Origin of the sequence: Pseudomonas sp. NFXW11 (assembly GCF_049887815.1) — a bacterium.
Classification (GTDB): Bacteria; Pseudomonadota; Gammaproteobacteria; order Pseudomonadales; family Pseudomonadaceae; genus Aquipseudomonas.
Genome location: NZ_JAGEKI010000017.1, coordinates 147146 through 165379, shown reverse-complemented (window position 1 = coordinate 165379; position 18234 = coordinate 147146). Strand labels below are relative to the sequence as shown.

At 62.1% G+C, this 18234-nt stretch carries 17 protein-coding genes; 12 read left to right on the top strand and 5 right to left on the bottom strand.

The window, feature by feature from the left end; genetic code table 11:
* On the top strand, positions 1-110 hold a 110-nt coding region (locus J4P02_RS24035), incomplete at its 5' end, for a transposase (RefSeq protein ID WP_163003228.1).
* Between the two features lie 127 nt (positions 111-237).
* On the opposite strand, the gene grxD is transcribed toward J4P02_RS24035, so the two are convergent.
* The 3 genes from grxD to J4P02_RS24020 form a co-directional block, all read right to left on the bottom strand.
* Positions 238-576, bottom strand: coding sequence for a Grx4 family monothiol glutaredoxin (grxD, locus tag J4P02_RS24030; protein WP_159891178.1), 339 nt, complete (start codon positions 574-576; stop codon positions 238-240).
* A 96-nt stretch (positions 577-672) separates the two neighbouring features.
* Positions 673-2781 (bottom strand): molybdopterin oxidoreductase family protein, encoded by a 2109-nt coding sequence (locus J4P02_RS24025; protein WP_426194931.1) that lies wholly within the window; start codon positions 2779-2781, stop codon positions 673-675.
* Positions 2782-2916: 135 nt separating this feature from the next.
* Positions 2917-3207 (bottom strand): hypothetical protein, encoded by a 291-nt coding sequence (locus J4P02_RS24020; RefSeq protein ID WP_426194929.1) that lies wholly within the window; start codon positions 3205-3207, stop codon positions 2917-2919.
* Positions 3208-3622: 415 nt separating this feature from the next.
* On the opposite strand from J4P02_RS24020, the gene argF reads away from it, so the two are divergent.
* Positions 3623-4543, top strand: a complete 921-nt coding sequence (gene argF / locus J4P02_RS24015; RefSeq protein WP_426194927.1) for an ornithine carbamoyltransferase — start codon at positions 3623-3625, stop codon at positions 4541-4543.
* Entirely contained in the window at positions 4540-5649 is a 1110-nt protein-coding gene (locus J4P02_RS24010; RefSeq protein WP_426194925.1) for an ABC transporter ATP-binding protein, read from the top strand. Before argF ends, J4P02_RS24010 begins: the two co-directional genes overlap by 4 nt.
* Positions 5650-5723: 74 nt before the next feature.
* Here J4P02_RS24010 and J4P02_RS24005 read toward each other — a convergent pair whose 3' ends face one another.
* On the bottom strand, positions 5724-6506 hold the full coding sequence (locus J4P02_RS24005) for a PhzF family phenazine biosynthesis protein (protein ID WP_426194923.1): 783 nt from the start codon (positions 6504-6506) through the stop codon (positions 5724-5726).
* Positions 6507-6606: 100 nt separating this feature from the next.
* Positions 6607-7077: a Cys-tRNA(Pro) deacylase gene (gene ybaK / locus J4P02_RS24000; protein WP_426194921.1), complete on the bottom strand. Its 471-nt coding sequence runs from the start codon at positions 7075-7077 to the stop codon at positions 6607-6609.
* A 372-nt stretch (positions 7078-7449) separates the two neighbouring features.
* Between ybaK and J4P02_RS23995 the strand changes: the two genes are divergently transcribed.
* From J4P02_RS23995 to J4P02_RS23955, 9 genes are all read left to right on the top strand, one after another.
* Complete coding sequence (locus J4P02_RS23995; RefSeq protein ID WP_426194919.1) at positions 7450-8298, top strand: MIP/aquaporin family protein; 849 nt, start codon at positions 7450-7452, stop codon at positions 8296-8298.
* Positions 8299-8374: 76 nt separating this feature from the next.
* Positions 8375-9880 (top strand): glycerol kinase GlpK, encoded by a 1506-nt coding sequence (glpK, locus tag J4P02_RS23990; RefSeq protein WP_426194917.1) that lies wholly within the window; start codon positions 8375-8377, stop codon positions 9878-9880.
* A gap of 95 nt (positions 9881-9975) precedes the next feature.
* Positions 9976-10731, top strand: a complete 756-nt coding sequence (locus J4P02_RS23985; protein ID WP_092310986.1) for a DeoR/GlpR family transcriptional regulator — start codon at positions 9976-9978, stop codon at positions 10729-10731.
* A gap of 279 nt (positions 10732-11010) precedes the next feature.
* Positions 11011-12549, top strand: coding sequence for a glycerol-3-phosphate dehydrogenase (gene glpD, locus J4P02_RS23980; RefSeq protein WP_426194914.1), 1539 nt, complete (start codon positions 11011-11013; stop codon positions 12547-12549).
* Positions 12550-12901: 352 nt separating this feature from the next.
* Positions 12902-13816, top strand: coding sequence for a glutamate/aspartate ABC transporter substrate-binding protein (locus J4P02_RS23975; protein WP_426194912.1), 915 nt, complete (start codon positions 12902-12904; stop codon positions 13814-13816).
* A 189-nt stretch (positions 13817-14005) separates the two neighbouring features.
* Positions 14006-14752, top strand: a complete 747-nt coding sequence (locus J4P02_RS23970) for an amino acid ABC transporter permease (RefSeq protein ID WP_426194910.1) — start codon at positions 14006-14008, stop codon at positions 14750-14752.
* Positions 14752-15423 (top strand): amino acid ABC transporter permease, encoded by a 672-nt coding sequence (locus tag J4P02_RS23965; protein ID WP_426194908.1) that lies wholly within the window; start codon positions 14752-14754, stop codon positions 15421-15423. Before J4P02_RS23970 ends, J4P02_RS23965 begins: the two co-directional genes overlap by 1 nt.
* Entirely contained in the window at positions 15420-16154 is a 735-nt protein-coding gene (locus tag J4P02_RS23960) for an amino acid ABC transporter ATP-binding protein (RefSeq protein WP_426194906.1), read from the top strand. The genes J4P02_RS23965 and J4P02_RS23960 overlap by 4 nt, the downstream gene beginning before the upstream one ends.
* 162 nt (positions 16155-16316) lie before the next feature.
* On the top strand, positions 16317-18218 hold the full coding sequence (locus J4P02_RS23955) for a sensor histidine kinase (RefSeq protein ID WP_426194904.1): 1902 nt from the start codon (positions 16317-16319) through the stop codon (positions 18216-18218).
* Positions 18219-18234 lie beyond the last annotated feature (16 nt).

Sequence of the window (18234 nt, the reverse complement as noted above, 5' to 3'; positions counted from 1 at the left end):
TGGAAGGGATAAACAATCGAATAAAGGTCATCAAACGGATGGCGTACGGTTACCGGGATAGCGAATTCTTTTTTATGAAGATCAAGAGCGTCTTTCCCGGTAATCCGTGAAGAACCTTTTTTATGCCACGGATATATCCACGACATGCACACAGGCCAAGACGCCGATGGAACTTCCCGAGAGTGACAGAATACTTCCGCCGACTCTCAGGAACGCTTCGCGAACGGCCCGGTGTGCTTAGGCTTCGGTCTTGGCAGCGGCTTTCTCGGCAGCGGCCTTGATCAGAGCTTGCAGCTCACCGTTGGCGAACATTTCAGCCATGATGTCGCTACCGCCGACCAGCTCGCCCGCTACCCACAGCTGTGGGAAGGTTGGCCAGTTGGCGTACTTGGGCAGGTTGGCGCGAATTTCCGGGTTCTGCAGGATGTCCACGTAAGCGAACTTCTCGCCACAGCCCATTACGGCCTGAGCAGCTTTGGCCGAGAAGCCGCACTGCGGGGCATTCGGCGAGCCTTTCATGTAAAGCAGAATGGTGTTGTTGGCAATCTGCTCTTTAATAGTTTCGATGATATCCATGGAACACCTCGGCTGAACTTTCCGACTCTGTTGTCGGCACGGTGGCGCATTGTAACGGAATCCTCAGCGCCCTGCTTGGCCTCTCCGTCAGACTTCTCAGGCCGCCTCCACCCGCACCGGCACCCCGTTCAATGCCGCATTTCCCGACAGGGCATCGAGCTGGCGCTCATCGGTCAGGTCATTGGCACTGCAACCGGGCTGCTCCATGGCGATGCCCATCTGCACACCGGGCCGGCCATGCCCCCAACCATGGGGCAGGCTCACCACACCCGGCATCATGTCGCTGCTGGCCAGCACCTCCACTTCCACCCTGCCAACCCGGGAACTGATACGCACCCGCTGGCCATCGCGCAAACCGCGGTGTGCCAGGTCTTCAGGGTTCATCAGCAACTGATGACGCGGCTTGCCCTTCACCAGGCGGTGATAGTTGTGCATCCAGGAATTATTACTGCGTACATGGCGCCGACCGATCAGCAGCAACTCGCCTGCCACCGGCGCACTCAAGCAGGCAAAGCGTGCCAGGTCGGCCATGATCGCTGGCGGCGCCGCCTGGATCCGCCGGCTCTCGGTCTTCAAGCGTCCGGCCAGGTTCGGTTGCAACGGGCCCAGATCGATACCGTGGGGATGCTGATCCAGGGTCGCCAGGGACAGCTTGTGCGCTGAAGCATCGCCATAAGGCCCGGCGCGCAGCCCCATGTCGATCATTTGCGCCGGGGCCAGGGTCGGCTTGAGCGGGCTTTGGGTCCTGGCGGCAAAGGCCTTGGCCAGGCCGACGAAGATCTCCCAATCGTGCAACGCACCGGCCGGCTTGGGCAGGATCGCCCGATTGAAACGGCTGACATTGCGCACCGCGAACAGATTGAAAGTGGTGTCGTAATGATCGTTCTCCAGGGCCGAGGTGGAAGGCAGGATCAGGTCCGCATAACGGGTGGTCTCGTTGATATACAGATCGATGCTGAGCATGAACTCCAGGCCGTCCAGAGCTTGCTCCAACTGCCGGCCATTGGGCGTGGACAGCACTGGGTTGCCCGCCACCGTGATCAACGCCCGCACCTGCCCTTCGCCCTCGGTGAGCATCTCCTCGGCCAGGGCCGACACCGGCAGCTCACCGCCGTACTCCGGCAGCCCGGACACCCGGCTCTGCCAGGCATTGAAATGCCCACCCGAGGTTGCCGCCACCAGGTCCACCGCCGGCTCGGTGCACAGCGCTCCGCCCACCCGATCGAGGTTGCCGGTCACCAGGTTGAGCAACTGCAACAACCAATGGCACAAGGTGCCGAAAGCCTGGGTCGAGACCCCCATGCGCCCGTAGCACACGGCCCTGTCCGCCGAGGCGAAATCCCGGGCCAGCTGGCGGATCTGCGGCGCCGGAATCGCACACAACGGGCTCATGGCTTGCGCGGTGAACGTGGAGATCGCCTGACGCACTTCGGCCAGGCCATCCACCTGCAGATGGCTGCCGCGCGTCAGCCTCTCGGCAAAAATCGTATTCAGCAGGCCGAACAGCAGGGCCACATCGCCGCCAGGGAGCACGAACAGATGCTGATCGGCCATGGCTGCGGTTTCACTGCGCCGGGGATCGACCACCACCACCTTGCCGCCTCGAGCCTGGATCGCCTTCAGGCGTTTTTCCACATCCGGCACGGTCATGATGCTGCCGTTGGACGCCAGGGGGTTGCCACCGAGAATCAGCATGAAATCGGTGTGATCGATATCGGGAATCGGCAACAGCAGGCCGTGGCCGTACATCAGGTAGCTGGTCAGGTGCTGGGGCAACTGATCCACCGAAGTGGCGGAGAACCGATTGCGTGTCTTGAGCGGGCCGAGAAAGTAATTGCTATGGGTCATCAGCCCATAGTTGTGCACGCTGGGGTTGCCCTGGTAGGTCGCCACCGCATTGTTGCCGTGACGCTGCTGGATATCCGCCAGGCGTTCGGCCACCAGGGCAAAGGCCTCGTCCCATTCGATCGGCAACCATTCGTTGCCCACCCGCCGCACTGGCTGGCGCAGGCGATCGGGATCGTTCTGGATATCTTGCAGGGCCACCGCCTTGGGGCAGATATGGCCGCGGCTGAAACTGTCCTGGGCATCGCCCTTGATCGAAGTGATACGCGGGCCGCTGCCCGGCTCCTCGGTGACTTCCAGGGTCAGGCCGCAGATGGCTTCGCACAGGTGGCAGGCACGGTGATGAAGAGTCTTGGTCATGGCCAGTCTCTATTGTTTGATGGCGACCCGGATGCGGGCGCTGGGAAGAAAAACTATGGCCACCACTCCCGGTGGACGCCAGCGACGTTCGTCACATGAATTGCCGGCCATCAGCCAAGACCATGATCGAGGCCGTCAGTTGGGCGGCAGCCGCGGCGGATGGTCCACAGCGACCTGCGCGGTGCTGTCGATCGGCCCTTGCCCCCCATGGCTCCCCGACAGCTCGGCGAGCAAGCGCCAATGCTCGTCCAGGCCGGCGCTGAGGGTCAGCATCCGGTCGATCATCTTGCGTGACGCCGCACGGGTCACCGGGTCTTCACTGCGCAACAGCTCGAAGGAAAATGCCGTCACTGAGGCCGTCATATCGGTAAGCGCCCGGGCCGTGAGTCCCAGCAGCGTCATCAATTGTTGCTCCTTGGACTCCATCGCTCACCCTTCCCTGCCGCTGATTCGCCTTTATAACCTCAGCACTTTGCATTAGGAAATGTTTCAGCTTGCCGGCGCGCAAATTCCCCGGGCAGTGTGCTCGGCCCACAGGTCAGAAAACGACCGCAAGCCTGTAGCCAGCGTCGCGCTCGATTGCCAAGTCCCGTCGGGGCAGTGTACAAATGCCCGGCTGCTGTCTGAAAACCGGTCTGAAAAGCGTCAGCGCATTCGCGCCCTGACTTCTCCGAATGCCCATGATCGCCGTAGCACTATTGGTAATACGCGACATTTAATTATAAGATCGCGCCTTCCCCAAATTTCGTCGCCCCGTGCGGCTTCCGCCGCAGGTCCAGCCCGTTGTTCGACTAAACAAGGCTTTGAGAATCTGCGGTCCGTTGCAAAAAGGTAGTTAATGATGAGCGCAAGGCACTTTCTCTCCCTGATGGATTGCACGCCCGAAGAGCTGGTCAGTGTGATCCGTCGAGGCATCGAGCTGAAGGACCTGCGTAACCGCGGCGTACTCTTCGAGCCCTTGAAAAATCGTGTGCTGGGCATGATTTTCGAGAAGTCCTCGACCCGTACCCGACTGTCTTTCGAAGCCGGCATGATCCAGCTGGGCGGCCAGGCCATCTTCCTTTCGCCACGGGACACCCAGCTCGGGCGCGGCGAGCCCATCGGCGACTGCGCCATCGTCATGTCGCGCATGCTCGATGCGGTGATGATCCGCACCTTCGCCCACAGCACCCTGACCGAATTCGCCGCCAACTCCCGGGTACCGGTGATCAATGGCCTGTCCGATGACCTGCACCCCTGCCAGTTGCTGGCCGACATGCAGACCTTCCTCGAACATCGCGGCTCGATCCAGGGCAAGACCGTGGCCTGGATCGGCGACGGCAACAACATGTGCAACAGCTATATAGAAGCGGCCATCCAGTTCGATTTCCAACTGCGCATCGCCTGCCCCGAAGGCTACGAGCCGAACCCGGATTTCATCGCCCAGGCCGGCGATCGGGTGAGCATCGTCCGCGACCCTCGCGAAGCAGTACGCGGCGCTCACCTGGTCAGCACCGATGTCTGGACCTCCATGGGCCAGGAAGAGGAAACCGCCAAGCGCCTCAAGCTGTTCGCGCCCTTCCAGGTCAACCGCGCCCTGCTCGACCTGGCGGCAGCAGACGTATTGTTCATGCACTGCCTGCCCGCCCACCGTGGCGAGGAAATCAGCCTCGACCTGCTGGATGACCCGCGTTCGGTGGCCTGGGACCAGGCGGAAAACCGCCTCCACGCCCAGAAGGCCCTGCTCGAGTTCCTCGTTGAGCCGGCGTACCACCACGCATGAGCCAGCCACTACTGCTGAACCTGCGCAACCTCGCTTGCGGCTACCAGGACCAACGGGTGGTGCAGAACCTCAACCTGCACCTCAACGCCGGGGATATCGGCTGCCTGCTGGGCTCTTCCGGCTGCGGCAAGACCACCACCCTGCGCGCCATTGCCGGCTTCGAACCGGTGCATGCAGGCGAGATCCAGCTGGCCGGCGAAACCATCTCCAGTGCCGGTTTCACCCTGGCACCGGAGAAGCGCCGAATCGGCATGGTGTTCCAGGACTACGCCCTGTTCCCGCACCTCAGCGTGGCCGACAACATCGCCTTCGGTATTCGCAAGCACCCGCAGAAAGAGCGGGTGGTGGCGGAACTGCTGGAACTGGTCAACCTGAAAAACCTCGGCCAGCGCTTCCCCCATGAGCTGTCCGGCGGTCAGCAGCAACGAGTTGCCCTGGCCCGTGCCCTGGCACCGGAGCCGCAACTGCTGCTGCTCGATGAACCCTTCTCCAACCTCGACGGTGAGCTGCGGCGCAAGCTCAGCCATGAGGTGCGCGATATCCTCAAGGCCCGCGGCACCAGCGCGATCTTGGTGACCCACGACCAGGAAGAAGCCTTCGCCGTCAGCGATCAGGTCGGGGTGTTCAAGGAAGGTCGCCTGGAGCAATGGGACACGCCCTACAACCTCTACCACGAACCGCAGACGCCCTTTGTCGCCAGCTTCATCGGCCAGGGCTACTTCATTCGTGGTCAGTTGAGCAGCCCGGAATCGGTGCAGACCGAACTCGGCGTGCTCCAGGGCAACCGTGCCTACACCTGGCCTACAGGCGGCGCGGTGGATGTGCTGCTGCGTCCGGACGACATAGTCCACGCCCCGGACAGCGCGCTGAAAGCACGTGTCGTCGGCAAGACTTTCCTCGGCGCCTCGACCCTGTATCGACTGCAGCTGACCACCGGCAGCCAGCTGGAATCGATCTTCCCCAGCCACGCCGACCATCAGGTTGGAGCGGAAGTGGGCATTCGGGTCGCGGCGGAACACCTGGTGCTGTTCCAGGCCTCGGGCAGCACCGCGGCACAAATCCCGCAAAGCGACTCAGGGGTGCGCCGCTACAGCAGCGCGCATTAAAGGCTATTCACCGGTAAGCCGGCTCCTACGATGCGTGATATAGGAACCGACTTGCCGGCGAAGACCCCGCTCGGTCATTGCAGATGCAACTGCCCGCTGGCAATCAGCCGGGCCTGCCCGCCAATCTTCACTCGCTCGCCCTCCAACCGACAGAACAACGCACCGCCGCGTGCCGAGCACTGATAGGCGCTCAACTGCTGCTTGTCCAGGCGCTGCGCCCAGTAAGGTGTAAGGCAGCAGTGGGTGGAACCGGTCACCGGGTCCTCATCGATGCCAATGGCCGGGGCAAAATACCGCGAGACAAAGTCATGCTGCTCGCCACGGGCGCTGACAATCACCCCGGGCCACGGCAGCTTGGCCAGCGCCGCCATGTCCGGTCGGCAATCACGCACCGCCTGCTCGGATTCCAGTACCGCCAACAGCTCATTGGCCCCCAACAGTTCCACTACCTTGACCCCCAGCGCCTGCGACACCTGCTCCAGCCCGGCCTGGCTATGAGGGCTGCGGCGAGGGAAATCGAGCCACAGCAACCCGTCCTCACGGGTGACACTCAAGGGCCCGGAACGGCTGAGAAAGTCGATGCGCTGCGCCGATTCGCCATACACCTCGAACAGCACATGGGCAGTGGCCAGGGTCGCATGCCCGCACAGCGGCACTTCGGTCACCGGGGTGAACCAACGGATGCGCCAACCTTGCGCCTCGCGCACCACAAAGGCGGTTTCCGCCAGATTGTGTTCGGCGGCGATCTGCTGCATCAGCGCGTCGTCCAGCCACTGCTCAAGCCGATAGACCATGGCCGGATTGCCGGCAAAGGGCCGGTCGCTGAATGCGTCGATCTGCTGGAACTCAAGCTGCATGGCTTTCTCCTTGTTAGGTCAGGCTCCAGCATGGGCCCGGCCAAGGCACAAGCGACAGACACAGAGAGCCGCTATTTGCGGCATACAGCCACTCTGCGAATCAGGGCCGGCCGATATCGGCGAAACTGGCCTGGGTATGCTCGGCCAGCACCGCCGCCGACAGCTCCACCTCCAGACCACGACGCCCGGCACTGACAAAGATGCTGGCAAAGGGCTGGGCACTGCTGTCGATAAAGGTGCGCAGGCGCTTTTTCTGCCCCAGCGGGCTGATACCGCCCAATAGATAGCCCGTCGCCCGCTGCGCCGCGGCCGGATCGGCCATCTCGGCTTTCTTCACCCCCGCCGCATGGGCCAGGGCCTTGAGGTCGAGGCTACCCACCACCGGCACCACCGCCACCAGCAACTCGCCCTTTTCACTGCTGGCCAGCAACGTCTTGAACACCTGGGCCGGATCGAGATTGAGCTTCTCCGCCGCCTCCAGGCCGTAGGAGGCCGCCTTGGGATCATGTTCGTAACTGTGGATGCGATGTTCGGCGCGAACTTTTTTCAGCAGGTCCAATGCAGGGGTCATGACAGCTCCAGGCGAAGGGTGAAAAGGCCAAAACAGGCCGCCGGATTTTAGGCCATTGCTCAGCAAAAGGCTCTATTTCAAGCCTTGATCAGCAAGCCTTGCAGCACCTGACACAACTGGCCCTGCCACTCCCCAGCCCGCCATCCCGGATCATTCATTTGATTGATATCTATAAAATGACCACTCGTTCACTTTCGACCTTTGACAGCGGTGTTTCTTGTCTATATTTTTTCGTTTCTGAATATCATGCGGTAGATCCACCGTTGCACCCAGTAGCAAGACGAAGCCGGAATGGGGATTCCGTCTTCGTTGGTAGTCGCGCTCCATGCGTATTGCAGCAGCGCCAGACAACAACAAAAATCGAGGTTCACAATGACAACTGCTCTGCAACAACCATCGCTATCGGGCCAGTGCATGGCCGAATTCCTGGGCACCGCGCTGCTGATCTTCTTCGGCACCGGCTGTGTCGCTGCGCTCAAGGTCGCGGGGGCAAGCTTTGGCCTGTGGGAAATCAGCATCATCTGGGGGATCGGCGTGAGCATGGCGATCTACCTCACCGCCGGCGTTTCCGGCGCGCACCTCAACCCGGCCGTGAGCATCGCCCTGTGCCTGTTCGCCGACTTCGACAAGCGCAAGCTGCCGTTCTACATCCTGTCGCAGATCGCCGGCGCCTTCTGCGCGGCGCTGTTGGTTTACACCCTGTACAGCAACCTGTTTTTCGATTTCGAACAAGCCCACCAAATGATCCGCGGCTCCCAGGCCAGCCTGGAACTGGCCTCGGTGTTCTCCACCTTCCCCAACCCGGCGCTGTCCACCTCCCAGGCCTTCCTGGTGGAAGTGGTGATCACCGCGATCCTGATGGGGGTGATCATGTCCCTCACCGATGACAACAACGGCCTGCCTCGCGGCCCAATGGCACCGCTGCTGATCGGCCTGCTGATCGCCGTGATCGGCAGCGCCATGGGCCCGCTGACCGGCTTCGCGATGAACCCGGCACGGGACTTCGGCCCTAAACTCATGACCTTCCTCACCGGCTGGGGGCAGATTTCCTTCACCGGCGGCCGGGACATTCCGTACTTCCTGGTGCCGGTCTTCGCGCCGATCCTCGGTGCCTGCCTGGGTGCCGCGGCCTATCGCGGGCTGATTGCCCGGCACCTGCCCAACGCCAGCGTTGCGACAGAGACCGAGCAAGCAGCAGATGGCAAAGTAAAAGCGTCCTGAATCCATTGGCGCGCGATCCTGCCCAAACCAATCGCGCGCCTGTTTCCACTCCCTTATTTCGTCCAAGGCAATCGACATGACCGACATTCAGAATAAGAACTACATCATTGCCCTCGATCAGGGTACGACCAGCTCCCGGGCGATCATCTTCGATCGCGACGCCAACGTGGTCTGCACCGCCCAGCGCGAATTCGCCCAGCACTACCCGCAAGCCGGCTGGGTCGAGCATGACCCGATGGAAATCTTCGCCACCCAGAGCGCCGTGATGGTCGAGGCCCTGGCCCAGGCCGGCCTGCACCACGACCAGGTAGCCGCCATCGGCATCACCAACCAGCGTGAAACCACTGTGGTCTGGGACAAGACCACCGGCCGCCCGATCTACAACGCCATCGTCTGGCAGTGCCGCCGCAGCACCGAGATCTGCCAGCAACTCAAGCGTGACGGCCTGGAAGACTACATCCGCGACACCACCGGCCTGGTCACCGACCCCTATTTCTCCGGCACCAAGCTCAAGTGGATCCTCGACAACGTAGAAGGCAGCCGCGAACGCGCCCGTAGCGGCGAGCTGCTGTTCGGCACCATCGACAGCTGGCTGATCTGGAAATTCACCGGCGGCAAGACCCACGTCACCGACTACACCAACGCCTCGCGCACCATGCTCTTCAACATCCACACCCTGGAGTGGGACGCGAAGATGCTGGAAGTCCTGGACATCCCGCGGGAAATGCTCCCGGAAGTGAAGTCCTCGTCGGAAATCTACGGCCGCACCAAGAGCGGCATCGCCATCGGCGGTATCGCCGGCGACCAGCAAGCGGCGCTGTTCGGCCAGATGTGCGTCGAGCCGGGCCAGGCCAAGAACACCTACGGCACCGGCTGCTTCCTGCTGATGAACACCGGCGACAAGGCGGTGAAATCCCAGCACGGCATGCTCACCACCATCGCCTGCGGCCCCCGTGGCGAAGTGGCCTATGCACTGGAAGGTGCGGTATTCAACGGCGGCTCCACCGTGCAGTGGCTGCGCGATGAACTGAAGATCATCAACGACGCCCACGACACCGAATACTTCGCCAACAAGGTCAAGGACAGCAACGGCGTGTACCTGGTACCGGCCTTCACCGGCCTGGGCGCGCCCTACTGGGACCCCTACGCCCGTGGCGCGCTGTTCGGCCTGACCCGTGGCGTGCGCGTGGACCACATTATCCGCGCCGCCCTGGAATCCATCGCCTACCAGACCCGCGACGTGCTCGACGCCATGCAGCAGGATTCCGGCGAACGCCTGAAAGCCTTGCGCGTGGACGGCGGCGCCGTGGCCAACAACTTCCTCATGCAGTTCCAGGCCGACATCCTCGGCACCCAGGTCGAGCGCCCGCAAATGCGCGAAACCACGGCCCTGGGCGCGGCCTACTTGGCGGGCCTGGCCTGCGGTTTCTGGGGCAGCCTGGAAGAACTGCGAGGCAAGGCGGTGATCGAGCGCGAGTTCGACCCACAGCTTGCCGAGGCACAAAAGGAAGAGCTGTACGCCGGCTGGAAGAAGGCTGTCAGCCGCACCCGCGACTGGGAACCCCACGACGAGGCCAAATAAGCCAAGCCGTGGATTGGTAACCGCTTGTAACTGGTCGGGAGGGGATTCCTGCGGCATCATGGGCAAATTTTGCACGGCAGCCCAAAGGAAGCCCCATGAATCTGCCTCCCCGTCAGCAGCAAATCCTCGATCTGGTCCGCGAGCGCGGCTACGTCAGCATCGAGGAATTGGCCCAGCTGTTCGTCGTTACCCCGCAAACCATCCGCCGCGATATCAATCAGCTGGCGGAAGCCAATCTGCTGCGCCGCTACCATGGCGGCGCGGCCTATGACTCCAGTGTGGAAAACACCGCCTACGCCATGCGCGCCGACCAGATGCGCGATGAGAAACAGCGTATCGGCGAAGCCGTTGCCGCGCAGATCCCCGATCACGCCTCGCTGTTCATCAATATCGGCACCACCACCGAATCCATCGCCCGCGCCCTGCTCAACCACAGCCACCTGAAAATCATCACCAACAACCTGCACGTGGCCTCTATGCTCAGTGCCAAGGATGACTTCGACGTGCTGCTTACCGGCGGCAACGTCCGTCGCGACGGCGGCGTGGTGGGCCAGGCCAGTGTCGACTTCATCAACCAGTTCAAGGTCGACTTCGCCCTGGTGGGCATCAGCGGCATCGACGAGGACGGCAGCCTGCTGGACTTCGACTACCAGGAAGTGCGGGTATCCCAGGCGATCATCGCCAATGCCCGTCAGGTGATCCTGGCCGCCGACTCCAGCAAGTTCGGGCGCAACGCCATGATCCGCCTCGGCCCCATCAGCCTGATCGATTGCCTGGTCACCGACCAGCAACCGGTTCCGGCCCTGAGCCAACTGCTCAACCAGCACAAGATCCGCCTCGAAGTGGTCTAAGCGCCTTTGCCCCGCCTTCCCGGATCGAGCCGCGTACGACCCCAGCCCACAACGGCCTGAGGGTTTCGCAATGGCGCGGCCGATCCCCCCGCACCGTCCCCTGCCTGGCAGCGCTGCGGGCCTCCCTTCCCCTTAATGTTCGAAATCTTTCCTTTCAGCTGTTTCGATCAGTTTTTTTAATCGAAGCGCGCTGGATACCGCCATCCTTCTGCGCTAATATTTTCGAAAATGAACATTAATGTTCGAATTCAAATATCAAAAGCAACACGAGGCTTGTCGATGCCCACTTCTACCTTGCCCGCTCGCCCTCTTTCCGAGGTTTACGATATCGCCGTCATCGGCGGTGGGATCAATGGTGTTGGAATTGCCGCGGATGCGGCAGGTCGCGGCCTGTCCGTGTTCCTTTGCGAAAAGGACGACCTGGCCAGCCATACCTCGTCGGCCAGCAGCAAGCTGATCCACGGCGGCCTGCGCTACCTCGAACATTACGAATTCCGCCTGGTGCGCGAAGCCCTGGCCGAGCGCGAAGTGCTGCTGGCCAAGGCCCCGCATATCGTCAAGCCCATGCGCTTCGTCCTGCCGCACCGGCCGCACCTGCGCCCGGCCTGGATGATCCGCGCCGGCCTGTTCCTCTATGACCACCTGGGCAAGCGGGAAAAGCTCGCCGGCTCCCGCGGCCTGAAGTTCGGCGCCGACAGCGCGCTGAAAACCGAAATCACCCGGGGCTTCGAATACTCCGACTGCTGGGTCGACGATGCGCGCCTGGTGGTGCTCAACGCCATGGCCGCCCGCGAACACGGCGCCCATGTGCATACCCAGACCCGTTGCGTCAGCGCCCGGCGCAGCAAGGGCCTGTGGCACCTGGAGCTGGAACGCGCCGACGGCAGCCTGTTCTCCATCAGCGCCAAGGCCCTGGTCAACGCAGCCGGCCCCTGGGTCGCCAAGTTCATCAAGGATGACCTGAAGCTGGAATCGCCTTACGGCATCCGCCTGATCCAGGGCAGCCACCTGATAGTGCCCAAGCTGTATGAAGGCGAGCACGCGCACATTCTGCAGAACGAAGACCAGCGCATCGTCTTCACCATCCCCTATCTCGACCAGTTCACCCTGATCGGCACCACCGACCGGGAATACACCGGCGACCCGGCCAAGGTGGCGATCACCGAAGGGGAAACCGATTACCTGCTGCAAGTGGTCAACACCCACTTCAAGAAGCAAGTGAGCCGTGGCGATATCCTGCACACCTATTCCGGTGTGCGCCCGCTGTGCAACGACGAATCCGACAACCCTTCGGCGGTGACCCGCGACTACACCCTGGCCCTGTCTGGCAGCGCCGACGAAGCCCCGCTGCTGTCGGTGTTCGGCGGCAAGCTGACCACCTACCGCAAGCTGGCCGAATCGGCCATGGCGCAGCTGGCGCCCTACTTCAAGCAGGCCAAGCCCAGCTGGACCGCCAAGGCCACCCTGCCCGGCGGCGAAAACATGAGCACGCCGCAGGCCCTGGCAGAGGCCATCCGCCAGAAATTCGACTGGGTGCCGAGCCAGATCGCCCGACGCTGGGCCACCACCTACGGCAGCCGCACCTGGCGCCTGCTGGAAGGCGTACACAGCCTGAACGACATGGGTGAACACCTGGGCGGCGGCCTCTACAGCCGTGAAGTGGATTACCTCTGTGCCGAAGAGTGGGCCCTGAAGGCCGAAGACATTCTCTGGCGCCGCAGCAAGTTGGGGCTGTTCACCAGTGCTGCCGAGCAGCAACAGTTGCAGGACTACCTGCAGAAGGTCGAGGACAATCGCGGCAAGATCCGCGCCGCCTGATCCGTACCGGTCAAAAAGAGCCCCTGCACCTCAAGGTCCAGGGGCTTTTTTTTGGAACATTTCGCTGGCTAGCCGGCTCCTACCTTAGGCAGCAGACGTTCGGTTTTCCGAACAAGCACTTGAGCATGGTTCGGATAACCGGATGAAAACCTTGGAAATTCGCCACCTTCAATGTTCAATCACCTTGAAAATCAAGGCTTTGACCGTGATCAACTGGTCTGGCACGACTCATGCTCTACACTGTGCGACGAATGCCTGTCGTGCCAACACAACAGGAGCCGTCAAGGCATTCGCTGTATAAAAGAGCCGTCGAACTGGCTTCATAAAAAAAACAAATGTCGAGGAAATATTGATGCGCATCGTTCCCCATCTGTTGGGCGCAGCTATCGCTGCCGCTCTGATTAGCACTCCAGTTTTCGCTGCCGAACTCACCGGCACACTGAAGAAAATCAAAGAGTCCGGCACCATCACCCTCGGACATCGCGACGCTTCCATTCCGTTTTCCTACATCGCTGACGCTTCCGGCGTGCCAGTGGGCTACTCCCACGACATCCAGCTGAAAATCGTCGAAGCGATCAAGAAAGACCTCGACATGCCTGACCTCAAGGTCAAGTACAACCTGGTCACCTCCCAGACCCGTATCCCGCTGGTGCAGAACGGCACCGTGGACGTCGAGTGCGGTTCCACCACCAACAACGTCGAGCGTCAGCAACAGGTCGATTTCTCGGTAGGCATCTTCGAGATCGGTACCCGCCTGCTGTCCAAGAAGGATTCGTCCTACAAGGACTTCGCCGACCTGAAAGGCAAGAACGTGGTGACCACCGCCGGCACCACTTCCGAGCGCATCCTCAAGGCGATGAACGCCGACAAGCAGATGGGCATGAACGTGATCTCCGCCAAGGACCACGGTGAATCCTTCCAGATGCTGGAGTCGGGTCGCGCCGTGGCCTTCATGATGGACGACGCCCTGCTGGCCGGTGAAATGGCCAAGGCCAAGAAGCCTGGCGACTGGGCCGTGACCGGCACTCCACAGTCCTACGAAATCTACGGCTGCATGGTGCGCAAGGGCGATGCCCCGTTCAAGAAGGCCGTGGATGACGCCATCGTCGCCACCTACAAGTCGGGCGAGATCAACAAGATCTACGACAAGTGGTTCCAATCGCCTATCCCGCCAAAAGGCCTGAACCTGATGTTCCCGATGAGCGATGAGCTCAAGGCCCTGATCGCCAACCCGACCGACAAAGCGGCTGACGATAAAAAGTCCTGATTCCTGACTAATCTGTCTCCTGAAGGGCTCGCCCCTTCAGGAGTCTGTCACTACCTGCTGGCATTTTTTGGAAACACTCGAACCGGTGGTTATCGAGCCGATCGCGTGTGCCTGATCATCATGATCAGGCGGGAACGGAACTCCCCCAGGCGGGTGCTTGTACATCGAACGATCTGAGGGGTAACCCTAATGAATTACAACTGGGACTGGGGCGTGTTCTTCAAGTCCACCGGCGTGGGCAGCGAGACCTATCTCGACTGGTTCATCACGGGGCTGGGCTGGACCATCGCCATCGCCGTGGTGGCCTGGATCATCGCGCTGATACTGGGTTCGCTCCTCGGGATCATGCGGACCGTGCCGAACCGCCTGGTATCGGGCATCGCCACCGTCTACGTGGAAATCTTCCGCAACGTGCCGCTGCTGGTGCAGCTGTTCATCTGGTACTTCCTGGTGCCCGACCTGCTGCCGGAAAATCTCCAGGAGTGGTACAAGCAGGACCTCAACCCGACCACCTCGGCCTACCTGAGCGTTGTCGTGTGCCTGGGCCTGTTCACCGCCGCGCGGGTGTGCGAACAGGTACGTACCGGTATCCAGGCCCTGCCCCGCGGCCAGGAATCCGCTGCCCGGGCCATGGGTTTCTCGCTGCCGCAGATCTACTGGAACGTGCTGCTGCCCCAGGCCTACCGGATCATCATTCCGCCGCTCACCTCGGAATTCCTCAACGTCTTCAAGAACTCCTCGGTGGCGTCCCTGATCGGCCTGATGGAGTTGCTGGCCCAGACCAAGCAGACCGCCGAATTCTCGGCCAACCTGTTTGAAGCCTTCACCCTGGCCACCCTGATCTACTTCACCTTGAACATGAGCCTGATGCTGCTGATGCGCCTGGTAGAGAAAAAAGTCTCGGTCCCCGGCCTGATCTCCGTGGGAGGTAAATAATGGAATTCGACTTCTCGGGCATCATCCCGGCCATTCCCGGCCTGTGGAACGGCATGCTGATGACCCTCAAGCTGATGGTCCTGGGCGTGGTTGGCGGGATCATCCTCGGCACCGTGCTGGCCTTGATGCGCTTGTCCCACAACAAGCTGCTGTCGAACCTGGCGGGCGCCTACGTCAACTACTTCCGCTCGATTCCGCTGCTGCTGGTGATCACCTGGTTCTACCTGGCGGTGCCTTTCGTGCTGCGCTGGATCACCGGTGAAGACACGCCGATCGGCGCGTTCACCTCGTGCATCGTGGCCTTCATGATGTTCGAAGCGGCGTACTTCTGCGAAATCGTCCGTGCCGGCGTGCAGTCCATTCCCAAGGGCCAGATGGGCGCCGCCCAAGCCCTGGGCATGAGCTATGGCCAGACCATGCGCCTGATCATCCTGCCCCAGGCCTTTCGCAAGATGACCCCGCTGCTGCTGCAGCAGAGCATCATCCTGTTCCAGGACACCTCGCTGGTTTACACCGTGGGCCTGGTGGACTTCCTCAACGCCTCGCGCTCCAGCGGCGACATCATTGGCCGCTCCAATGAATTCCTGATCTTTGCCGGTCTGGTGTATTTCACAATCAGCTTTGCCGCCTCGGTGCTGGTCAAGCGTCTGCAAAAAAGGTTCGCCGTATGATCTCTATCAAGAACATCAACAAGTGGTATGGGGACTTCCAGGTGCTGACCGACTGCAGCACCGAGGTCAAGAAAGGTGAAGTGGTGGTGGTCTGCGGGCCGTCCGGCTCGGGCAAGTCCACCCTGATCAAGTGCGTCAACGCCCTAGAGCCCTTCCAGAAAGGCGACATCGTGGTGGACGGCACCTCCATTGCCGACCCCAAGACCAACCTGCCGAAACTGCGCTCGCGGGTGGGCATGGTGTTCCAGCATTTCGAGCTGTTCCCGCACCTGACCATCACCGAGAACCTGACCATCGCGCAGATCAAGGTACTGGGCCGCAGCAAGGAAGAGGCCACCAAGAAAGGCCTGCAGCTGCTGGACCGGGTCGGCCTCTCGGCCCACGCCCACAAGCATCCGGGCCAGCTCTCCGGCGGCCAGCAACAGCGTGTGGCGATTGCCCGCGCCCTGGCCATGGACCCGATCGTCATGCTGTTCGACGAACCGACCTCGGCCCTGGACCCGGAAATGGTCAACGAAGTGCTGGACGTGATGGTGCAACTGGCCAATGAAGGCATGACCATGATGTGCGTGACCCACGAAATGGGCTTCGCCCGCAAAGTGGCGAACCGCGTGATCTTCATGGACAAGGGCCAGATCATCGAGGACTGCCAGAAGGAAGAGTTCTTCGGCGATATCAGCGCCCGTTCCGAACGCGCCCAGCACTTCCTCGAGAAGATCCTGCAGCACTAAACAGCGCTGTTCCTACCCTTGTGGCGAGGGAGCTTGCTCCCGCTGGGCCGCACAGCGGCCCCCGAAACCTGCACATGCAAACGCACTGACAGGTGGGTGGCTGCTTCGCAGCCGAACGGGAGCACGCTCCCTCGCCACGCTGGTTGACCCAAGGCATCTGTGATGAAATGCGACCCCACTCTCTATCGCGCCGCGCCGCCATCACTTGCCGTGAAACCCCGCCTGATCCGTCACCTGTTCCTGCCACCCCTGATCATCGCGCTGATGGTCGGCCTGGGTTACATCGGCTTCTGGGTCAGCGAGCACAATGGCATCCGCAGCCTCAGTGAAAACGGCCAGCGCCAGCTGGAGTTGCATGCCCGCGCCGTAGAAAGCGAGATCAGCAAATACACCTACCTGCCCAGCCTGCTGGAACTCGAATCCAGCGTCTCGCAGCTGCTGGCCGATCCCTCGGCGCAACACCGGCAGACGGTCAACCAATACCTCGAAGGCCTGAACCGCCGCAGCCGCAGCCGGGCCATCTATGTCATGGACACCACCGGCCGGGTGCTGGCCACCAGCAACTGGCGCGACGTCGACAGCTACCTGGGGGAAGACCTGTCGTTTCGCGCCTATTACCAGAACGCCGTGCGCGGCCAGCCCGGACGCTTCTACGGCATTGGCAGCACCAATGGCGAGCCCGGCTATTACCTGGCCCACGGCCTGGAGGAGCAAGGCAAGATCATCGGCGTAGCGGTGGTCAAGGTGCGCCTCGAAGCCCTGGAGGAACGCTGGCAACGCGCGCGCCTGGAAGCCTTCGTCAGCGACGAGAACGGCATCATCATCCTCTCCAGCGATCCGGTGCGGCGGCTCAAGTCGGTGCGTCCGCTGAGCGACGACACCAAGGAGCGCCTGGCCCGCAGCCTGCAGTACTACTGGTTCCCGCTCAACGAGCTGGAACCCCTGGCGCGGGAACGCCTGGCCGAAGGCGTGGAGAAGCTGACCTTCCCGGCCAACACCGAGCTGGTGTCCGACGAGCAGGAAATCAGCTACCTGTCACAGACCCGCCCCTTGAGCGACACCCCGTGGAATTTCACCCTGCTCACGCCCTTGCAGGACCTGCGCCGCGAAGCCATCAACCAGGGCATCCTGGTGGCCGTGGCGTTCGGCCTGGTGGCCTTCCTGCTGATTGCCTGGAACGAACGGCGCAAGGTCATCGCCACCCGCCTCGCCGCCCGCGAGGCCTTGCAGGAAGCCAACAGCCAGCTGGAACGGCGGATTACCGAACGCACCGCCGACCTGCGAGCCAGCAACGAGCGGCTCAAGGCGCAGATCCGCGAACGCCGCCAGGCCGAGGAAACCCTGCGCCGAGCCCAGGACGAACTGGTCCAGGCCGGCAAGCTGGCGGCCATCGGCCAGATGTCCACCAGCATCGCCCATGAACTCAACCAGCCGCTGGCGGCCTTGCGCACCCTGTCGGGCAACACCGTGCGTTTCCTCGAACGCGGCGCCCTGGACACCGCCAGCACCAACCTCAAGACCATCAATGAACTGATCGACCGCATGGGCCGCATCACCGCCAGCCTGCGCGCCTTCGCCCGCCGCGGCGACGACCAGGGCCAGGCCAGCCTGGACAAGGCCGTGGACGCCGCCCTGCAGATCCTCAACGGGCGGATCGAACCCCTGCCCCTGCAACTGCACCGCGATTTCCACGAACAGTGCCTGCAAATCGACCAGACCCGCCTGGAGCAGATCCTGGTCAACCTGATCGGCAACGCCCTGGATGCGATGCAGGCCCAAGGGCTGCCTGAGCTGTGGCTGGAGGGCGAGTTCAGCGACGGCAAATACCGCCTGCGGGTGCGCGACAACGGCCATGGCATCGACCCCGAGGTGCGCAAGCATCTGTTCGAACCCTTCTTCACCACCAAACCCGGCGAGCAGGGCCTGGGCCTGGGCCTGACCCTGTCCGCCAGCCTTGCCGCCGCCACCGGCGGCAGCCTGGTGGTGGAACACCCGGCAAGCGGCGGCACCGCCTTTGTCCTCAGCTTGCCCCTGGCAAGCCCCACTCAAGCCGAGCCGATATGAACAACGAGCTGACCGT

Coding starts and splice junctions, on each gene's coding strand:
- grxD (WP_159891178.1), bottom strand. CDS start 576: ATGGATATCATCGAAACTATTAAAGAGCAGATTGCCAACAACACCATT.
- J4P02_RS24025 (WP_426194931.1), bottom strand. CDS start 2,781: ATGACCAAGACTCTTCATCACCGTGCCTGCCACCTGTGCGAAGCCATC.
- J4P02_RS24020 (WP_426194929.1), bottom strand. CDS start 3,207: ATGGAGTCCAAGGAGCAACAATTGATGACGCTGCTGGGACTCACGGCC.
- argF (WP_426194927.1), top strand. CDS start 3,623: ATGAGCGCAAGGCACTTTCTCTCCCTGATGGATTGCACGCCCGAAGAG.
- J4P02_RS24010 (WP_426194925.1), top strand. CDS start 4,540: ATGAGCCAGCCACTACTGCTGAACCTGCGCAACCTCGCTTGCGGCTAC.
- J4P02_RS24005 (WP_426194923.1), bottom strand. CDS start 6,506: ATGCAGCTTGAGTTCCAGCAGATCGACGCATTCAGCGACCGGCCCTTT.
- ybaK (WP_426194921.1), bottom strand. CDS start 7,077: ATGACCCCTGCATTGGACCTGCTGAAAAAAGTTCGCGCCGAACATCGC.
- J4P02_RS23995 (WP_426194919.1), top strand. CDS start 7,450: ATGACAACTGCTCTGCAACAACCATCGCTATCGGGCCAGTGCATGGCC.
- glpK (WP_426194917.1), top strand. CDS start 8,375: ATGACCGACATTCAGAATAAGAACTACATCATTGCCCTCGATCAGGGT.
- J4P02_RS23985 (WP_092310986.1), top strand. CDS start 9,976: ATGAATCTGCCTCCCCGTCAGCAGCAAATCCTCGATCTGGTCCGCGAG.
- glpD (WP_426194914.1), top strand. CDS start 11,011: ATGCCCACTTCTACCTTGCCCGCTCGCCCTCTTTCCGAGGTTTACGAT.
- J4P02_RS23975 (WP_426194912.1), top strand. CDS start 12,902: ATGCGCATCGTTCCCCATCTGTTGGGCGCAGCTATCGCTGCCGCTCTG.
- J4P02_RS23970 (WP_426194910.1), top strand. CDS start 14,006: ATGAATTACAACTGGGACTGGGGCGTGTTCTTCAAGTCCACCGGCGTG.
- J4P02_RS23965 (WP_426194908.1), top strand. CDS start 14,752: ATGGAATTCGACTTCTCGGGCATCATCCCGGCCATTCCCGGCCTGTGG.
- J4P02_RS23960 (WP_426194906.1), top strand. CDS start 15,420: ATGATCTCTATCAAGAACATCAACAAGTGGTATGGGGACTTCCAGGTG.
- J4P02_RS23955 (WP_426194904.1), top strand. CDS start 16,317: ATGAAATGCGACCCCACTCTCTATCGCGCCGCGCCGCCATCACTTGCC.